The sequence below is a fragment of the Streptomyces sp. NPDC127097 genome (genome assembly GCF_042724075.1).
Lineage (GTDB): Bacteria > Actinomycetota > Actinomycetes > Streptomycetales > Streptomycetaceae > Streptomyces.
Genome location: NZ_JBHXFI010000097.1, coordinates 1 through 17,713 on the forward strand (window position 1 = coordinate 1; position 17,713 = coordinate 17,713).

The following is a 17,713-nucleotide window of genomic DNA, read 5'->3' on the forward strand; positions in this document are numbered from 1 at the left end:
GTGCCGGACTGCTTCGCTTTACGTCCGGCACACCCCACCCGCGCAGGCCCGTCCCCTCCCGTTGGAGGGGTGGGAAAAAGGCCAGTGAGTGGACCCGTAGGTGGTCCAGTGCGGGCCGTAGGGCCCGGTTATTGCTTACGGCGGCACGCCCCCACCGACCTGCACTCACTCCCCCAACGGGAGGGGACGGGCCGGAGGGGTAGGGGTGTGGGACGTAAAGCGAAGCAGTCCCACACCCCTGCCCCGGAGGTCCGTCACCGCACCCGACACCCACCCGCCCGCCGCGTGGGGGCACCTCCCACGCCCTTCAGGCAGTGGGGGAGCAACGGCGAGCAACCCCCACGGCGGGACAGCCGAAAACGTGGGCCGAAGGCAAAGCGCAGCGGAAAGGCGGGAAAGCCGAAAACGTGGGCCGAAGGCAAAGCGCAGCGGAAAGGCTTAGCCAAGCGCAGCGGTTCTCACGAGGAGCCGCTCCACTCGTCGCCGTTCACGATCAGGCCCGCGACGATGGCGCCGGACATGCCGGCGTGGGCGGGGCCGCCGCCCGGGTGTGACCAGCCGCCGACCGCGTAGAGCCCTGGTATCCGGGTGCGGTTGGCGGGGCGCAGGAACTGGCCCTTCTGGCCGGCCAGTGAGGGGCCGGGCACCAGCGCGTCGTCCGTCGGGGGCAGCACCTCGCGCCACAGCGTCCGCTCCCGCACTCCGGGAATCGCGGCCTCGGCGATCTCGGTCATTCGCTCGGCGGCGGCCGCCACGGCTTCCCCGTCGGTCCAGTCGACCGGGCCGTGCGGAGCGACCGTCGCGGTCAGGGTCACGGCCTCGTGGGCGTCGTCCGGGCGGGTGGCCGGGTCGTCCGGGCGCAGCACCGTCACCGTGGGCCGGGCGCAGGGGGTCCGCGGTCCGGATCCGTCGCCGAACACACCCGCCAGCTCGGCCGCGCGGTCCGCGGCGTGGACCACCGTCCGGTGAGCGGCGTCCCCGGGGCGTGCCCCGCGCAGCGCGAGACAGACCGTGAGCCGCCCCGTGGCGCGGTCGCCCGGCCCCAGGTCGGGGCGGACGTCGTCCGCGCCCCATGGCTCCCGCCCCCGGCAGAGCTCCACGAGCCGCACCGGATCGACGCCCGCGACCACGAACTCCGCCTCGGACACCCGGCCGTCGGCCAGCTCCACGCCCGCCGCCCGGCCGTCCTTCTCCACGATGCCGGTCACCGCCGTGCCGAAGCTGAACTCCACCTTGCGCGCCACACAGCGCTCGTACAGCGCGTCGGCCAGTGCCCGCATCCCGCCACGCGGATACCAGCTCCCGAAGGTCTGCTCCATGTACGGCAGCACGACGGCGCTCGCGGGGGCGCTGCGCGGGTCGAAGCCGTACGCCAGCGCATGGCTCTCCAGCAGCGCGATCAGCCGGGGATCGGCCAGCTCACGGCGGGCGACCTCGGCGAGGGTGGCGGTCGTGGGGCCCTTGCCCCGGCCGAACAGCCCGCGTCTGCGCACCGCGGGATACGGATCGCGCCCCAGCACCCGCCAGTCCTGCCACAGCGGCTCCTCCAGGAGCGGCCGGCGGGTGGCGTCCCAGGCTTCGCGGGCGCGGCCCACCAGGTCGCTCCAGCGCTCCCCGGCGCCCGCGCCCAGCGCCTCGTCGAGGGCCGCCAGTACGCCGGCCCGCGAGGCGTTCGGCAGCGAGACGGCCGTGCCGTCGGCGAAGGCATGGCGGGCGGCGGGGTCGACCTGGGTCAGCTCGACGCAGCTCTCCAGCGGCTCCCGGCCGGTCTTGAGGAACAGATCGCGGTAGACGGCCGGCAGATGCAGCAGTCCGGGCCCCGTGTCGAAGGCGAAGCCGTCCCGTGCCAGCTGCCGCAGCGCGCCGCCGTGCGTCGCGCCGCGCTCGAACACCGCCACCCGGTGGCCCGCGACGGCCAGCCGGGCAGCGGCTGCCATCGCGCCCATCCCGGCGCCGATCACTGCAATCCGTGCCATGCCTGCGACTTTATCCGGACCCGCTGACAGCGCCCGCACGGCTGTGGAAAACCGTCCCGGCAGCGGCCGGCTGCCACCGCCGGTGGCCCGCCTCAGGTCACCGGTGGTGCCGCGCCGGCCGCCACGGCCGCCCGCTTCTGCGCGCGCCGCTCCCGCCGCCGCTGGAGGAACCGGCGGATCCGCGACCACAGGAAGATCACCACCGCGATCCCCGCGGCCAGCAGCGTCCCCGCGATGACCGCCGCGGCCACCGGATGGAACACGGCGAAGGCGATGAGAGCCGCGACCCCCAGATCCTCCGCCATGCTCACCACGATGTTGCTGGCCGGCTCCGGGGAGGTGTTGACCGCGATCCGGGTGCCCGCCTTGACGAGATGGCTCAGCAGCGCCGTGGAGCCGCCCACCGCGCCCGCGGCCAGCTCGGGCAGCGAACCGTTGTGGCCGGCCAGCAGCGCCGCCACCACCCCGCCGGCGACCGGCCGGATCACCGTGTGCACGGCGTCCCAGACCGAGTCCACGTACGGGACCTTGTCGGCGACGGCCTCGACCACGAAGAGCAGCCCGGCCACGATCAGCACATCCGGGCGCTCCAGCGCCGCGGGCACCTCATCGGTGACGCCGGTCGCGCCGAGCAGACCGAGGAGCAGGACGACGGCGTAGGCGTTGATCCCGCTCGCCCAGCCACTGGTGAACACCAAGGGAAGTACGGACACGCCGCAGATCGTAGGCCCCCGAGTGGGGGCCGGTGCTCAGTTTTGAGTATCCGTACTCAGACGCCGAGATGAGTAGGTACGCGGATGGGCCGGAGCCCGCCCGGACGGAAGAGTAGGGATCACGGAAGGGAAGCGGCGCCGCACCGCCGACACGGGGCGGCGGAGCGGCGCGGCTCCCGGACGTGACGGGGGAACACGGGGGACGCACGGGGGAGTACGGGGGAGAACGGGGGAAGCGCTGTCCTGGTCGGATCGAAGGGGGAACGATCCGTGCCAGGGCAGCGCACCCTTTTGTGCGGGCCCCGGGGGAAGGAAGGGGTGCGCGCCGTACCTGACCACTACGGCGCGCACCCTCTTTCCGTTTCCGGGGGATGTCCGCCCGTTACTGCGAGGACCGGCCGCTGATCCGCCCCTGGAGCAGCCGCGACAGCGCCGCGTGCACGTCGTCGATCGACCGGTCCGGCTGGTACGACTGCCAGTCCAGGGCGGCCACCAGCACCATCCCGAACAACGCCGAGGCGGTCAGCGGGATATCGATCTCCTCGCTCAGCTCCTCACGGGCCACCGCCTCCCGCAGCACGTCCTCCACCACCGTGATGGCCCGCTCCCGCACCGCCATCAGCGTCGACTGCCAGGCCCTGTTGGTGCGCCACAGCTCGGCGACGTAGAGCTGGGTGAGCGACGGGTAACGGGAGATGAAGTCCAGCCCGGCCCGGATCATCGCGTCCAGCGCGTCGATCCGGGTGCCGCCCCTGTCGGCCACCTCCTCGGCGGCCGTCTGGAGGGACGTCGCCAGCATCTCGATGCCGTGCCGCAGCAGCTCTTCGAAGAGCACGTTCTTGCTCGCGAAGTTGTAGTAGACGGTGCCCTTCGCGACGCCCGCCCGTTCGGCGATCTCGTCCACCGTGGTGGAGGAGAAGCCCTGTTCGGCGATGAGCGTGACCGCGGCCTCGAAGAGCTTGCGCCGGGTGGCGTCGCGGCGTGTATTGGAGCTGTCCATGGGGGCGATTGTGCCGCCCCCGGACGATTGATGCGCGGCGCGGTGGGGGTCCCCCCGGACGGAGTCCGGGGGAGCCTCTGGCAGGGCGGTGGTGGGCGACGGGAGGGCGTTCACAGACTCAGTTCCGGATGCAGGTCCTTCATCCGCACCACCTGGCGGCCGCGCGCCGTAAGGGAGGTGAGCGCGAGCGCCCCCGCGGTGAACGCCAGCAGCACCACACTGCCCTGCCACACGGGCGCGAGGTCGCCACCGGTGATGAGCCGGCGCAGCCCCTCCACGATGTAACTCATCGGCAGATACGGGTGGATGGCGGCGAAGAAGCCCGGACTGGTCTGCACCGGGTAGGTGCCGCCCGCCGACGTCAGCTGGAGCATCAGCAGCGCCAGCACCAGGATCCGCCCGGCCGGTCCGAACTGCGCGTTCAGCCACTGCACCAGTGCCGAGAAACACGCCGTGACCAGGACGAGGAACCCGATCGTGCCGGCCGCCCGGACCATCTCCAGACCGATCGCGAAGTGCAGTACGGACATCAGCGCCGCGGTCTGAAGCACCCCCACGCCGAACACCGGCAGCCAGCCCGACAGCGCCACCCGCCAGGAGGCCGCGCCCATCGCCAGCGCCCGCCGGTTGAGCGGCTGAATCAGCATGTACGCCACCATCGCGCCCACCCACAGGGACAGTGGGATGAAGTACGGGGCGAATCCGGTGCCGTAGTTGGGCGCCTTGTGGGCCGCGTCCGAAGACAGCTGCACCGGGTCGGACATGACCAGGGTGTGGGCGTCGCGGTCCTTCTTGCCGTAGTCGGGGATCTGCTTCGCCCCGTCGTGCAGCCCGCCGGCCAGCTTCTGCGAACCGTCCGAGAGCTTGAACATGCCGCCGTTCAGTGTCTGCGCGCCGTCCTTGAGCCGGCCCACACCGGAGTCGAGGTCGCCGATCCCGGCCGCCGCGCGGCCCGTACCGTCGTGCAGCCGGTGCGCACCGTCGTTGAGCTGGTCCGCGCCGGCCGCCAGCCGGGCGTTGCCGGCGGACAGTTTGCGCGCCCCCGCGGACACCTTGTGCGCCCCGTCGTTCAGATCGTTGATCTTCTTGACCGCGGCGTCCATGTCGGCGCCCAGGGTGGGCCCGCGCTGCGCCAGCTCGTTCGCCAGGGAGTGCAGGGTGTCCAGGTCCCGGCCCAGTTGGTCGAGGTTCTTCTGGTCGTGCACATAGCCGCTGACCTCCTCGGCCTTGTCCGCCGCGGTGGCCGCCTCCTCCTTGAGCTGCTTCAGCTCCGCACACGAGGTGTCGAGCCGTACCCCGCTCTCACAGCGCAGCCGGTAGTAGGAAGCCATGTGGTCGGAGATCCCCCGGGAGAGCTTCGCGCCCGTGGAGGCCGCTGCGGGAAGCTTGTCCAAGTGGTCATTGATCGCCTGCGAACCGTCGGCGACGAGCTGTGCCGCCTCGCCGATCTCCTTGCCGTGTGCCCGGACGAAGGGCCCCACCTTGCCGACGACTCCGTTGACCTTGTCTGCCAGCTGCTGGGTGCCCCGCGCCACCTGGCCCGAGCCGTCGGCCAGTTGGCGCGAGCCGTCGGCGGCGGTCCCGGCTCCCCGGGCGAGATCGGAGCTGCCCCGGGCGAGCCGCCCCGCGCCCGCGTCGAGGTCGCCCAGACCGGTGACGAGCTTGCCGCTGCCGTCCTTCGCGGTGCCCAGACCGTCGGCCAGCTTGCCCGTGCCGTGCCTGGCCTGCCCGATGCCGTCCTGGAGCCGGTCGGCGCCGTGCGCGGCCTGTTCGGTCTTGCCGTGCAGCGTCGAGAAGGAGACAAAGATCTTGTCGAGGAAGGCCCGCGACGACTTCGTGGAGGCCGCGGAGCGCACCTCGGAGAACACCGTCCGGGAGATCTGCCCGACGATGTAGTTGTTCGCGTCGTTCGTCCGCACCTTCAGTGCGCCGGTCTCCGGATGGCCCCCGGAGCTGGAGGCGATCCGCCGGCTGAAGTCCTTCGGGATGGACAGCGAGAGGTAGTACGAGCCGTCCTCGACGCCCCTGGCGGCCTCCTTGGCGTCCACCGGCCGCCAGTCGAAGGTATGGCTGTCCCGCAGCCCGGAGACGATGCTGTCGCCCGCCGAGATCCGCTTCCCGTCGACGGCCGCGCCGGTGTCCTCGTTGACCAGCGCGACCGGGATCTTGTCCAGTCGCCCGTACGGGTCCCAGAAGGACCACAGGTAGAGCGCGCCGTACAGGAGCGGCAACAGCAGGAGGGCGGCCAGCGCGGCGCGCGGCAGCTTCCCCCTCCCGAACCGCTTCAGCTCAAGCGCGGCCAGTTTCGGCGAGCGCATCGGCCGCCCCCTCCTCGTCGTCCTGCCCGTCGCCGGCGGGGCCCTCGGCCGGTGCGCTGTCCGCGCTCCCGGTGCCGACCGGTCCGGATCCGGAGGGCTCCCCCTGGCCGCCCTTCCCGGTCTCTCCGGCCCCGCTCTCCTCGCGGCCCTCAGGGGCCTTGCCGCCCTCGCCGTCCTTGCCGTCCTCGCTGTCCGTGGTGGCGGTGGAGGGGCCGGAGGCGTCCTCGGGGGCGGTGGGCTCCGGGCGGCTGCCCGTACGCACCAGCACCACGGCCTCGTCGCCCTCCGGCGGTTCGCTGCACACCGCGAGCACCGTGGTGCCGGCCGCCGCGAGGCCGTGCAGCATCTTCCAGGCAGCGCCGCGCTCGTCGTCGGACAGCTTCAGATCGGTGTCGTCGACGGCCAGCAGCCGGGGGCCGCCGATCAGCGCGAGCGCCACGGACAGCCGCAGCGCCTCCAGCCGCTCCAGGTCGCGCACGGACGTACGGATCCCCTTGGGCAGCGACTCCGGGTCGAGGCCGGCCGCGGTCAGCGCGGAGTCCACGAGGGCACGGGCCGCGGCCCTGCGCTCGCGCCGGGGCCGCAGCAGCGCCCGCAGCGAACCGCCGAACCGGCCCTGCAACAGGGCGCGTTCCCGCAGATGCTCGCCCACGGTGAGCGCCGGATCGAGTTCGGCGACCCCCGGCACATGGGCGAGCGCGGTGACGGACCGGACCGCGGCCTTCTTCTTCGGCAGCGGCAGTCCGCCGACCTCGGCGGTGCCCGCGGCGGACTTCATCCGGCCGGTGAGCGCGAGCAGCAGACACGTACGGCCCGAGCCCGAGGGGCCCTGTACGGCGATCAGTGAGCCGGGCCCGGCGGTGAAGTCGATGTTCCGGAACGCCCATCCGCGGGGGCCCTTGACCCCGAATCCCGCGGCCGTGACCGCCGCCCCGTGCGGGGTGCTGTCCACGATCCCCTCCTTTGAACTGACTGGTCAGTTCAAAAAGTATGTCGCATCCCACCCCCCGTTCCGCAAGGGGATGGTGGGAATCCGCTCCTGCGGCTTCGCGGATCAGGCCGTCCCCTTTTCGACGAAAGTGCAGGTCAGTGCCGATTGTCAGTGGCGTACGTCACGATGGGCTCATCCGGTCCGAATCGGCATTCGGTCCCGAACCGGCTTGCGACGACAGGAGGTTCGTCATGGCAGCTCGTCCCGACAGGGGCAGCTCCGCTGCGTACGGTCCCCCGAGCGATGTCCACCCCGTCCTGCGGCGGGCGACCGCACCACCCGCCGCACTCGCCCTGCTCACCCAGGCCCAGCAGGGCCTCGACGAAGCACAGACCCTCGAAACTCCCAACGAGCGGTTCGCCACGGCCCATCTGGCCGCGCTGCGCACCGCCGCCGCCGTCCTTGCCGTCCGCGGCCGGCCGGAGACCACCGTGCGCCGCAGGCAGCGTATCCGCAGCGCCTGGGAAGTGCTGCCCGAGGTCGCGCCCGAACTCGCCGAGTGGAGTGCCCTGTTCGCCGCCGGCGCCGCCCGCCGCGCGAAGGCCGAGGCCGGCATAGCCGGCGCGGCCGGCCGCCGGGACGCCGACGATCTCCTGCGCGACGCCGCCATGTTCCTGCGCCTGGTGGAGCGCATGCTGCTCCTCCAGCCCTCCCTCCCGCCCCAACGGGCGGGGTGAGCAACGGCTGAGCCCGGGGGAGGCGGGGGAGGGGGCTGGGAGGAGTGGGGTGGGGTGGGGTGGGGTGGGGTGGGGTGGGGGCCCGGGGGGAGGGAAAGAGAAAACAGCAGTACTCAGCTCCCGCCGCGCCCCTCCGCCCCCTCGGCGCCGCCTCCCCTCCCGCCTCACCGCCCCACCGCCCCACCGCCCCGCCGGCCGCCACGGCGGCTCCCGGTGGCTCCGCAGGCGGTGGACGGCGCGGAACGGAATAGGGTGGTGGACGCCTAGACGTTCATGCCCCCGCCGAGGAGCCACCCGCCGTGTCTGACCCGCTGCGCCCGCGCGCATCCCTTCGTACCGCCGTGGTCTGGGAGGTCCTCAAGGACGCCCTGGAGCGCCGGGTCAAGGCCACCGGCCGGGACACCCTCGACGTCCTCGACACCGGCGGCGGCACCGGCAACTTCGCCGTGCCGGTCGCCCGCCTCGGCCACCGCGTCACGGTCGTCGACCCCAGCCCCAACGCCCTCTTCGCCCTGGAGCGCCGCGCCGCGGAGGCGGGCGTCGCCGACCGGGTACGCGCGGTCCAGGGCGACGCCCACGGCCTGTTCGACGTCGTCGAGCGCGGCGGCTACGACGCCGTGCTCTGCCACGGCGTGCTGGAGTACGTCGACGACCCGGCCGAGGGCATCCGCAACGCCGTCGACGCGCTGCGCCCGGCCGGCACCCTCAGCCTGCTCGCGGCCGGTCTGGGCGGTGCCGTCCTCGCGCGCGCTCTCGCGGGCCACTTCACCGAGGCCCGCCAGGCGCTGACCGACCCGGCCGGACGCTGGGGTGAGGGCGACCCGGTCCCGCGGCGCTTCACCGCCGACCAGCTCACCGAGCTGGTCTCCGCCACCGGCCTGGAGGTCGGCGCGGTGCACGGTGTACGGGTCTTCGCCGACCTGGTCCCCGGGGTGCTCGTGGACACCGAGCCGGGCGCCATGGAAGCCCTGCTGAAGCTCGAGGCGGCCGCCGCCGAACAGCCCGCCTTCCACTCCGTGGCCACCCAGCTGCACGTCCTCGCGGAACGCGACTGACCCACGCGGCTCACGCGACTACCGCGTGCAGTCGGCCACAGACCACCCGATCAGCCCCTTCGCCCCGTATGATCGGGGTACGACGTTCCGGCATGACGGACAGGCGGGTGGGGAATGCAGGCAGCATCACCACCGGTCGCCGTGGCGGCCCGGACAGTGAACTGGCGTCGAGGGGCGGGTTTCACGGGGGCGATTCCCTGCCTATCCTGAAAGGGTCGCACCCGGTCGCCCCCCGCGACCGACGAGTAGGAGGACTCCGTGCCGCTCTCGGAGCACGAGCAGCGCATGCTCGAGCAAATGGAGCGAGCGCTGTACGCCGAAGATCCCAAGTTCGCGACAGCGCTTGAGGGAAGCGGGCTGCGTACGTACACCCGGCGACGGGTCTACCAAGCGGTCGCGGGCTTCCTGGTGGGTATCGCCCTGCTCATGGCCGGCATGGTCGCGCAGCAGATCTGGATCAGTGTGGTGGGCTTCCTCGTCATGCTCGGCTGCGCGGTGCTGGCGGTCACCGGCTGGCGCAAAGCTCCCAAGCAGGGTGAGCAGCAGTCCGGTGCGGGTTCCGGAGGTGCCGCGGGTGCCCCGGCGCGCCGTCAGGCCAGGCAGCGGCGCTCGATGATGAACCGTATCGAGGACCGCTGGCAGCGGCGCAGGGACGAACAACAGGGCCACTGAGCCACGACGGGAGCGGCGGATTCGCGGGAATTCCCCGAATCCGTCGGGAGCGTCCCCCTGAGCGGTCCCTCGCGCCCCGGGAGATGTTTCTTTCCGTCATTCTTCCTGTTGCGCCGCCCGGCCTTTTCCGGCACTCTTTCCCGCTGCTTTTCCGCCGTTGCAGTTCGCCGTCTCCGGCCCGCAGTTCGCCCTCCGCGGGTCCGATGGTTCTCCGTTCCTTTCCGCCCTTCGGAACGCAACACGTTCTCCGGTGGCGCCGGAAGAGAAAATGTGCTGGGCCGCCCGATCCTGTCGGGCGGCCCAGCACATTTTGTGCCGTGTGGTCATGCCCGCCGCGGGCCCGGCCGGAGGGCTGCCAGCACGCGCCGTGCCACCGCCACCGGGCGGCTCGTACGGCACCGGAGCAGCAGCGCCGACCAGCGGGCCGACCAGGCCCAGCGGAGCCGGGCCGCGGAGCGCGGGGCGAGCCGGGCCCGCAGCCGCAGACCACGGCTCGCGCCCGTCCACAGCCCGGCCCGCACCTGCTGTACGTCCAGGGCGAGTCCGGACACCGGCTGCGGGTCCGGGGCGTACAGCACCTGCTCGACCGCTGCCGCGACGCTGCGGGCGGCCGCGGCGGGCTCCGGTTGCAGATCTCCGATACGGATGATGCGCTCGGCCGCCTTGCGCGGGGTCAGTGTCTCGTCCGGCAGGATGCCGAAGTCCCAGGCGGTGTCCAGCAGCTCCTGCCAGGCGGCGAGGGTGGCCGCCGTCGGGTCGTCGTGCGGGCCCGCCAGGCGTCCGGAGCGTATGCGCAGGCGCCACAGCAGCGGGCCCGCGGGCAGCAGCAGGACGAGCAGCGCGGCCAGTGCCGCGACGACCACCGGCCAGGGGGACGAGCCGCCGTCCGGCGGGCGGGTGCCGGCCTCCGCGGGCAGCGGGACACAGGCCGAACCGGAGCCGGACCGCCGCTCACCGGGGCCACAGGACGGGTCCGCCGACGGGCCCTCCGAGGGGGCCGCGGACCGGGAGGGCGCGGGTTCCGCCCGGCCCGGGTCGGGGGTGTCCGGGGTGTCGGGGTACGCGTAGTCCGGGATGCTGCCGCGGCTCGGGGTCGGTTCGAAGCGGGTCCAGCCGATGCCCTGGAAGTACAGCTCCGGCCAGGCGTGTGCGTCCTTGAGACCGACCGAGGTCGTGCCGTCGGGCTGCTTGGTGCCGGGGGTGAAACCGACCGCTACCCGGGCCGGGATCCCCAGCGTCCGGGCCATCGCCGCCATCGAGAACGAGAAGTGGACGCAGAAGCCCTCCTTCTGCCGCAGGAACCGCGCGATGGCCTCGGATCCGCTGCCGGCCCGGACCTCCGTGTTGTAGCTGAAGCCGCCGTTGAGCGCGAACCAGTCCTGGAGCTTGACGGCCCTGGCATAGGCGTTCGGGGCGCCGCGGGTGACCTGACGTGCGGTGCTCCGGACGACCGGGGGCAGCGAGCGGGGGACCTTGGTGTACTCGCGCAGCAGGTCGGCCGGGGGTGCCGGGGCGGCGGCCAGCTGCCGGGACGTGGGCCGCACCTGGAAGCTCTCGACCTGGTACTGCAAGCCGTGGGTGTTCTGTCCGCGGTCCCCGACGAGGGTGCGGCCCTGGGGCTCGAAGCGCCAGCGCCCGGAGATGTCCACCTTGGAGGCGGGGTAGGGGAGCGGCAGCCAGTTCTGGGCGTACCACTCGGCGGTCGAGATTGAGGTGTTGACCCGGTCGAAGTCGACCGCGGTGCTGAGGCCGGTCGGTTGCGGCAACCGCTCGGGGACGTCGGTGACCGTGCGCTCGGACGGCTTCCAGGTCGTGCCGTCGAACTGGTCGAGGGCGACGATCCGCAGATACAGGCCGCGGGTATCGGCCGCGGTCGTACGGTAGTTGAGGACTTCCTTGTCCTCGGGCTGGTTGAGGCTGTCCTGAAGGGACACCAGGGGGTTCACCGCGGAGATCGTGCCGCCTCCGCTTCCGGGGCCCGCACCGCTGCCGCCGGTGCCGAACAGCCCGCCGCCGAGGGAGGGCAGCAGGGCGGGCACCACCAGGGCGATCCCGAGGACCAGCGCGCCGATCCTGCGGCCCGTACGGACCGGGGCCAGGGCCGGACCGCCGAGGGCGGCGAATCCCTGGCCGCGGTCCGGGGGGCTCGCGTCGGCGCCCCCGCCGAAGACCCGGCCCCACTGGGAGAGCCGGTCCCGGCCCTCGGCCAGCAGGAGCAGCAGATAGCCGGCCGCCGCGATCAGGAACCGCAGCCAGCCCGCGCCCCCCTGGGACAGCCCCGCCGCCACCGAGTAGAGCGCGAGCAGCGGCAGACCGGCGGGCGCGGCGCTGCGGTACGTGACCGCCAGCGCGTCGACCATCAGGCCGATCACCAGCACTCCGGCGATCAGCAGCAGCCGGATGCCGGGCGTGACGGGGGCGGGGATGGCGTACCGGCCGACGTCACGCACGCCGGCTTGCACCAGCCGGCCGAATTCCGCGAGGGCTTCCGGGCCCGGTAGCAGGCCGAGGACGGCCTCGCCCGGCGTGAAGAGCAGGGTCATCAGCAGCACGCCGGCCAGCAGCTGTACGCCGATGACCAGGGGCCCGGCTAGGGGGACCCGGCGGGCGGCCGCGCCCACTCCCGTCAGGAGGGCCAGCAGGATCGCCGCCTGGATCAGCCAGCTGATCGGTTCCACCAGCGGCAGCAGTGCGCCGGCGGCACACAGCGTCGCCACCGCCGCACACAGTGCCAGCCGCGCTCGGCCGCTCATGCCCGTGCCTCGCTTCGCTCGGGGCCGCCGGGGCAAGGCCCGCGCCGGCCGCTGATCCGGCCGCGGATCCGGCCGCGGGGACGCCGCGCGCCCGGGCGTCCGTCCGCGGGCAGCACCTCGTCCCTCAGCGGCCGCTCGCCCGTGAGCCGCCCATGGCGCACGCTCCCGTTCACGACCGGCCTCCCGCCACCGTCTCCGGTGTGCCCGCATGCTCCGCGGCCGCGCGCCAGAGGGCGGGAAGGGTGTCCCCGGGCGTCACCGGCAGCGCCGTCCAGCCGGCCTTCCGCAGCAGCTGAAGGCGTTCGGCCAGCGGGACCTGGCCGTCGGAGAATCGGATACCGCCGGGGCCCCGCGTCCAGGCGTCGCCGTCCAGGACGAAGGCGACGGCCGCACCGCTGCGCTGCCGCATCCGTCCGGCGACCACCGCCTGCTCCTCGTCCAGATCGCCGAAGAAGCCGACCAGCAGTCCTTCGTTGCCGCCGCGCAGGACGTCGTACGCCGCCGACAGGCCGTGCTCCTCGGAGCGCTCCACGACGGCGAGGGTGTCCAGCAGCAGGCCCGCGGCGTCGGCGGAGCCGGTGCCGCCCGCGAAGCTGCCGGCGCCGTCGGGGCCCGGCACCGAGCTGCCGGTGTCGGTCAGCAGCCGCACCGAGAAGCCGCGCTCCAGCAGATGCAGCGCGGTGGACGCGGCGCCCGCCACCGCCCACTCGAAGGCCGAGTCGGGGCCCGCGCCCGGGTGGGCGTCCTCGCGGGTGTCGAGCAGGACCGTGCAGCGCGCCTTCTGCGGCTGCTCCTCCCTGCGGACCATCAGCTCGCCGTAGCGCGCGGTGGAGCGCCAGTGGATGCGGCGCAGATCGTCGCCGTGCCGGTAGCCGCGCGGGATGACGTCGTCCTCCCCGGCCAGCGCCGGTGAGTGCTGCCGTCCGTCGCCGTACCCGGCCGCCTCGCCCACCTGCCGCACCGCCGGCAGCGGTTCGACCCGCGGCACGACCGTCAGGGTGTCCGAGGCGCTGAACGAGCGGGTCAGCTCGCACATCCCGAACGGGTCCGAGAGCCGCAGCTGAAGCGGCCCCAGCGGATAGCGTCCGCGCAGGTCGGAGCGGACCCGGTAGGAGACCTCGCGGCGGCCGCCGGCCTCGACCCGGTCCAGGACGAAGCGCGGCCGGGGACCGAGGACGTACGGCACCCGGTCCTGGAGCATCAGCACGCCGGTCGGCAGCCGGGAGATGTTCTCCATCCCCAGCCGCACCCGGGATTCGGTGCCGGCGGGGACCCGGGCGGGGGCGAGCGTCCGGCTGCCCGCGACGCGGTAGCGGGTGCGGTGCAGCACCAGGACACACACCAGCGGGAGGGCGGCGAGCAGCAGTCCGACCCGCAGCAGATCCGCCTGCCCGAGGAGGTAGGAGCACACCGCGGCGGCCAGCCCGGCCGCCAGGAACGACCGGCCCCGGGTCGTCAGCCCCGCGAGGGCCGCCCGCAGCCCGTCCCGCTCCGGAGCGCCCTCTCTCCCCCCGCCGGACATCACAACCCCCGTACGCCGGGCGGCCGCTGGCCGGGTGTCCGCCATGGCTGGGCGGACGGCTCGGGGACCGGGACGCGCTGGAGGATCTCCAGCACGATCTGCTCGGCCGTACGGCGGTTCAACTGGGCCTGGGCGGTGGGCAGCAGCCGGTGCGCGAGCACCGGCACCGCCAGCGACTGGACATCGTCGGGGAGGGTGTACTCCCGCCCCTGGAGCGCGGCCGATGCCTTGGCGGCGCGCAGCAGATGCAGGGTCGCCCGCGGTGAGGCGCCGAGCCGCAGCTCGGGGTGGCTGCGGGTGGCCCCCACCAGATCGACGGTGTATCTGCGGACCGTATCGGCGACATGGACCGTGCGCACCGCGTCGATCAGCTTCACGATCTCGTGGGCGTGCGCGACCGGCTGGAGGTCGTCGAGGGGGGAGGCGCCGCCGTGCACATCCAGCATCTGCAACTCGGCGGACGGGCTCGGGTAGCCGATCGACACCCGTGCCATGAAGCGGTCCCGCTGTGCCTCGGGGAGCGGGTACGTGCCCTCCATCTCCACCGGGTTCTGGGTGGCGACCACCATGAACGGGTCGGGCAGCTGGTAGGTCTGCCCGTCCATCGTGACCTGGCGCTCCTCCATGGACTCCAGGAGCGCCGACTGGGTCTTGGGCGAGGCGCGGTTGATCTCGTCGCCGATCACGATCTGCGAGAAGATCGCGCCGGGCTTGAACTCGAAGTCCCGCTGCTGCTGGTCGAAGATGCTGACGCCGGTGATGTCGGAGGGCAGCAGGTCGGGCGTGAACTGGATGCGCCGCACCGAGCAGTCGATGGAGCGGGCCAGTGCCTTGGCGAGCATGGTCTTGCCGACGCCGGGCACATCCTCGATGAGCAGATGTCCCTCGGCCAGCAGGACGGTCAGCGCGAGCCGTACGACCTCCGGCTTGCCCTCGATCACTTCCTCCACCGACCGGTGAACCCGCTCCGCGGTGGTGGTCAGATCGCTGAGGCTCGCTCGTTCGTCATACGTCGTCACTCGGCCCTCCTCGGCCCGTACTACGGGCCGATGCCCCCTTTGCGGACCCGGCCCACCCCGAACGTGCGCATCGCACCCGGCCGGGGCCAGGACGACGGCACCTACGCATTCTTGCTGCCCGCGCGGCTTCGCGTCATGACCTGTGGATAACTCACAAGGTTATCTCCCGGCCTTCCCGGCGAACCCGGCTTTCCGGGCGGGCTCGGTCGCCGGAAAGGCCGGGCCGGGGTCAGTGCCGCGGGTCGATCTCGCGCAGCAGGCCGGTCGTCACGTCGAAGACGAAGCCGCGGACGTCGTCGGTGTGCAGCAGGAAGGGGGAGGTGCGCACCCGCTCCATGGACTGCCGGACGTCCTCGTCGAGGTCCTTGAACGCCTCGACCGCCCAGGTGGGGCGCTGCCCGACCTCGGCGGCCAGGTCGTGGCGGAAGTCCTCGGTCAGGCTGAGCAGGCCGCACCCGGTGTGGTGGATGAGGACGACGGACCGGGTGCCCAGCGCGCGCTGGCTGATCGTCAGGGACCGGATGATGTCGTCGGTGACCACCCCGCCGGCGTTGCGGATCGTGTGGCAGTCGCCGAGTTCGAGACCGAGGGCGGCATGCAGATCCAGCCGGGCGTCCATACAGGCCACGACGGCGACATTGCGGACGGGCCGGGCATCCATCCCGGGGTCGGTGAAGGCGGCGGCATAGCGCTTGTTCGCCTCGACGAGACTGTCGGTGACCGTCTCGCCGGTACGAACGGCGGCACCGTCGGCGGAAGGGGGCAGCGGCTGCGACGCAGGTATGGACATGGTTTCACCGTAATCGGCGCCGGTCGTTTCAGCCGCATGAGAGGTCGGGCATAGGGGTCATCATCACTCCTTGTGAGGTAACCCACAGGTCCGTCCGTCCCGCCGCCGTCCGGGTGAGAAGCCCGCGGCACGGGCGGCGGGAAAGCCGTCGCAGGACGCGCGGAACCGGTTGATTGACCGGGGCAGCCGGTGGACTAAAGTGGCGCGAAGTGGGAGGCGTGACGCTCTCCTTGGATACCGGATTCCTCGCGTGCGCGCGCCGTACGTACGGCTCGGCCTCCTCCCGCTCCCATGGTCTTCCGACGTCACTTCCCCGTCGCCGGAGGGCCACTTCCCCTTCAGAGCGGGCGGGGACCAAGCGGTACGTGCGGCACCCCCAGCCAGCGGCCGGGGCCCCACCTGCCGCCCAGCCCATCGGAAGGCACATGAGCGAGCGTAGCGAGCGAGTCAGGAAGAGGTGCGCGCTCTGCCGAGGCAGGCGGGCCGAGCGCGGCGAGGCCGTCGCATGAGCAGCAACACTCGCCACGTCCCCGTCATGCTCCAGAGGTGTCTGGACCTGCTCGCGCCCGCGCTCGCCGAGCCCGGTGCGGTCGTCGTCGACTGCACCCTCGGCCTCGGAGGGCACAGCGAGGCACTGCTGTCCACCTTCCCGGCGGCCCGGCTCATCGCCCTCGACCGTGACCCGTCCGCCCTGAAGCTGGCGGGCGAGCGGCTCGCCCCCTACGGCGACCGCGCCACCCTGGTACACGCCGTCTACGACGAGCTCCCCGAGGTCCTCGACCGGCTCGGGACCCCGCGGGTCCAGGGCGTGCTGTTCGACCTCGGCGTCTCCTCCATGCAGCTCGACGAGGCCGACCGCGGCTTCGCGTACGCGCAGGACGCCCCGCTGGACATGCGGATGGACCAGTCGACCGGCATCAGCGCCGCGGATGTCCTCAACACCTACGCGCCCGGTGAGCTGGTCCGGATCCTGCGCTCCTACGGGGAGGAGAAGCAGGCCAAGCGGATCGTCGAGGCCGTCGTCCGCGAGCGGGCCAAGGAGCCGTTCACCACCAGCGCGCGGCTGGTCGAGCTGATCCGTGACGCGCTGCCGCAGGCCGCCAAGCGCACCGGCGGCAACCCCGCCAAGCGCACGTTCCAGGCGCTGCGCATCGAGGTCAACGGGGAACTGAAGAGCGTGGAGCGCGCCATCCCGGCGGCCGTGAAGGCGCTCGCGGTGGGCGGCCGGATCGCCGTGCTCGCCTACCACTCGCTGGAGGACCGGCTGGTCAAGCAGGTCTTCGCGGCCGGCGCGGCCAACACGGCGCCGCCCGGCCTGCCGGTGGTCCCCGAGCGCTACCAGCCCCGGCTCAAGCTGCTGACCCGCGGCGCCGAACTCCCCACGGAGGAGGAGATCGCCGAGAACCGCCGTGCCGCCCCCGCCCGGCTGCGCGGCGCGGAGCGCATCCGCGAGAACGTCGAGGACACCGCATGAAAGGGCAGGGGCCGCGCGGCAGACAGAAACGCCTCGCCGCGCTGTTCCCCTCCGGCGCCGGTGCCCGCGGCACCGCGGCGCGTACCCCCTTCGTGCTGCTCATCGTCGTCCTCCTCGGCTCCGGCCTGATCACCCTGCTGCTGCTCAACTCCGCGCTCAACCAAGGGTCGTTCGAGCTCAGCAAGCTGGAGAAACAGACCGAGGAGCTGACGGACGAGCAGCAGGCGCTCCAGCAGGACGTGGACGCCTACTCCGCCCCGGGCGCGCTGGAGCGGCGCGCCCGGAAGCTGGGGATGGTGCCCGGCGGCACCCCGGTGTTCCTGCTCCCGGACGGCACGGTCCGCGGCCGGCCGAGCGTGGCCGGGCCGGAGGGGGCGCCGCTGAGCAGCTCCGCCGAGCCGTCGCCCCTCGGCCCGGCCGCCCGCACCGCCCCGCCCCGCCCGGCGGTGCCGCCGGTCCCGGCCCTGGCCGGGGTGCTGGGCCCGGACAGCGCCCCGGACACGGCGACGGCACCGGCCGCACCCACACCCTCGGCCGCACCGGCCTCCCTGACCTCGCCCGCCTCGTCCGGCAGCGGCGCCTCCACCGCACCCGCGCCCGCCGCCGCGGCCGCCCCGACGACCTCCGGCAGGTGAACGCGGCATGACCGAGCCCAGGGACCCCCGCCGGGTGCCGCGCCCCGCCCAGCGCGGCGGCCGGGCCGGCAGCGGGTCCGGCCGCCCGCCCGCCGCCAAGCGCCCCGCACCCCGGCCC

General features: G+C 73.3%; 14 protein-coding genes. 5 read left to right on the forward strand and 9 right to left on the reverse strand.

Translation table 11 applies throughout. The annotated features are described in order from the left end of the window. Nucleotides 1-458 precede the first annotated feature (458 nt). The 5 genes from ACFWJW_RS36630 to ACFWJW_RS36650 form a co-directional block, all read right to left on the reverse strand. Nucleotides 459-1,976, reverse strand: a complete 1,518-nt coding sequence (locus tag ACFWJW_RS36630; protein WP_387249404.1) for a phytoene desaturase family protein — start codon at nt 1,974-1,976, stop codon at nt 459-461. Between the two features lie 92 nt (nt 1,977-2,068). Then, on the reverse strand, nt 2,069-2,689 hold the full coding sequence (locus tag ACFWJW_RS36635) for a DUF4126 domain-containing protein (RefSeq protein ID WP_387249411.1): 621 nt from the start codon (nt 2,687-2,689) through the stop codon (nt 2,069-2,071). A 382-nt stretch (nt 2,690-3,071) separates the two neighbouring features. Continuing rightward, nucleotides 3,072-3,689 carry a TetR/AcrR family transcriptional regulator gene (locus tag ACFWJW_RS36640; protein ID WP_387249413.1) on the reverse strand — a complete coding sequence of 206 codons (618 nt, stop codon included), beginning with the start codon at nt 3,687-3,689 and terminating at the stop codon, nt 3,072-3,074. 110 nt (nt 3,690-3,799) lie between these two features. Then, nucleotides 3,800-6,007, reverse strand: a complete 2,208-nt coding sequence (locus ACFWJW_RS36645; RefSeq protein WP_387249415.1) for a YhgE/Pip family protein — start codon at nt 6,005-6,007, stop codon at nt 3,800-3,802. Continuing rightward, the gene (locus ACFWJW_RS36650) at nt 5,979-6,959 is read right to left on the reverse strand and encodes an ATP-binding cassette domain-containing protein (protein WP_387249420.1); all 981 of its coding nucleotides are present in this window, start codon (nt 6,957-6,959) and stop codon (nt 5,979-5,981) included. The genes ACFWJW_RS36645 and ACFWJW_RS36650 overlap by 29 nt, the downstream gene beginning before the upstream one ends. Before the next feature lie 230 nt (nt 6,960-7,189). Between ACFWJW_RS36650 and ACFWJW_RS36655 the strand changes: the two genes are divergently transcribed. From ACFWJW_RS36655 to ACFWJW_RS36665, 3 genes are all read left to right on the forward strand, one after another. Beyond that, nucleotides 7,190-7,675: an SAV_6107 family HEPN domain-containing protein gene (locus ACFWJW_RS36655; protein ID WP_387249425.1), complete on the forward strand. Its 486-nt coding sequence runs from the start codon at nt 7,190-7,192 to the stop codon at nt 7,673-7,675. A gap of 299 nt (nt 7,676-7,974) precedes the next feature. Next, nucleotides 7,975-8,730, forward strand: a complete 756-nt coding sequence (locus tag ACFWJW_RS36660; RefSeq protein ID WP_387249427.1) for a methyltransferase — start codon at nt 7,975-7,977, stop codon at nt 8,728-8,730. Between the two features lie 258 nt (nt 8,731-8,988). Then, on the forward strand, nt 8,989-9,402 hold the full coding sequence (locus ACFWJW_RS36665; protein ID WP_387249430.1) for a DUF3040 domain-containing protein: 414 nt from the start codon (nt 8,989-8,991) through the stop codon (nt 9,400-9,402). Between the two features lie 323 nt (nt 9,403-9,725). Here ACFWJW_RS36665 and ACFWJW_RS36670 read toward each other — a convergent pair whose 3' ends face one another. From ACFWJW_RS36670 to ACFWJW_RS36685, 4 genes are all read right to left on the reverse strand, one after another. After that, nucleotides 9,726-12,155, reverse strand: a complete 2,430-nt coding sequence (locus ACFWJW_RS36670; RefSeq protein WP_387249434.1) for a transglutaminaseTgpA domain-containing protein — start codon at nt 12,153-12,155, stop codon at nt 9,726-9,728. Nucleotides 12,156-12,324: 169 nt separating this feature from the next. Further along, complete coding sequence (locus tag ACFWJW_RS36675; protein WP_387249436.1) at nt 12,325-13,677, reverse strand: DUF58 domain-containing protein; 1,353 nt, start codon at nt 13,675-13,677, stop codon at nt 12,325-12,327. Continuing rightward, entirely contained in the window at nt 13,677-14,696 is a 1,020-nt protein-coding gene (locus tag ACFWJW_RS36680) for a MoxR family ATPase (RefSeq protein ID WP_042162029.1), read from the reverse strand. The genes ACFWJW_RS36675 and ACFWJW_RS36680 overlap by 1 nt, the downstream gene beginning before the upstream one ends. 229 nt (nt 14,697-14,925) lie before the next feature. After that, on the reverse strand, nt 14,926-15,486 hold the full coding sequence (locus tag ACFWJW_RS36685; RefSeq protein WP_387249439.1) for a beta-class carbonic anhydrase: 561 nt from the start codon (nt 15,484-15,486) through the stop codon (nt 14,926-14,928). A 505-nt stretch (nt 15,487-15,991) separates the two neighbouring features. Here ACFWJW_RS36685 and rsmH point away from each other — a divergent pair. Beyond that, the gene (gene rsmH / locus ACFWJW_RS36690) at nt 15,992-16,960 is read left to right on the forward strand and encodes a 16S rRNA (cytosine(1402)-N(4))-methyltransferase RsmH (RefSeq protein ID WP_387249442.1); all 969 of its coding nucleotides are present in this window, start codon (nt 15,992-15,994) and stop codon (nt 16,958-16,960) included. After that, a complete protein-coding gene (locus ACFWJW_RS36695; protein ID WP_387249445.1) occupies nt 16,957-17,595 on the forward strand; it encodes a septum formation initiator family protein in 639 nt (212 codons plus the stop codon). The genes rsmH and ACFWJW_RS36695 overlap by 4 nt, the downstream gene beginning before the upstream one ends. Nucleotides 17,596-17,713: the final 118 nt, after the last annotated feature.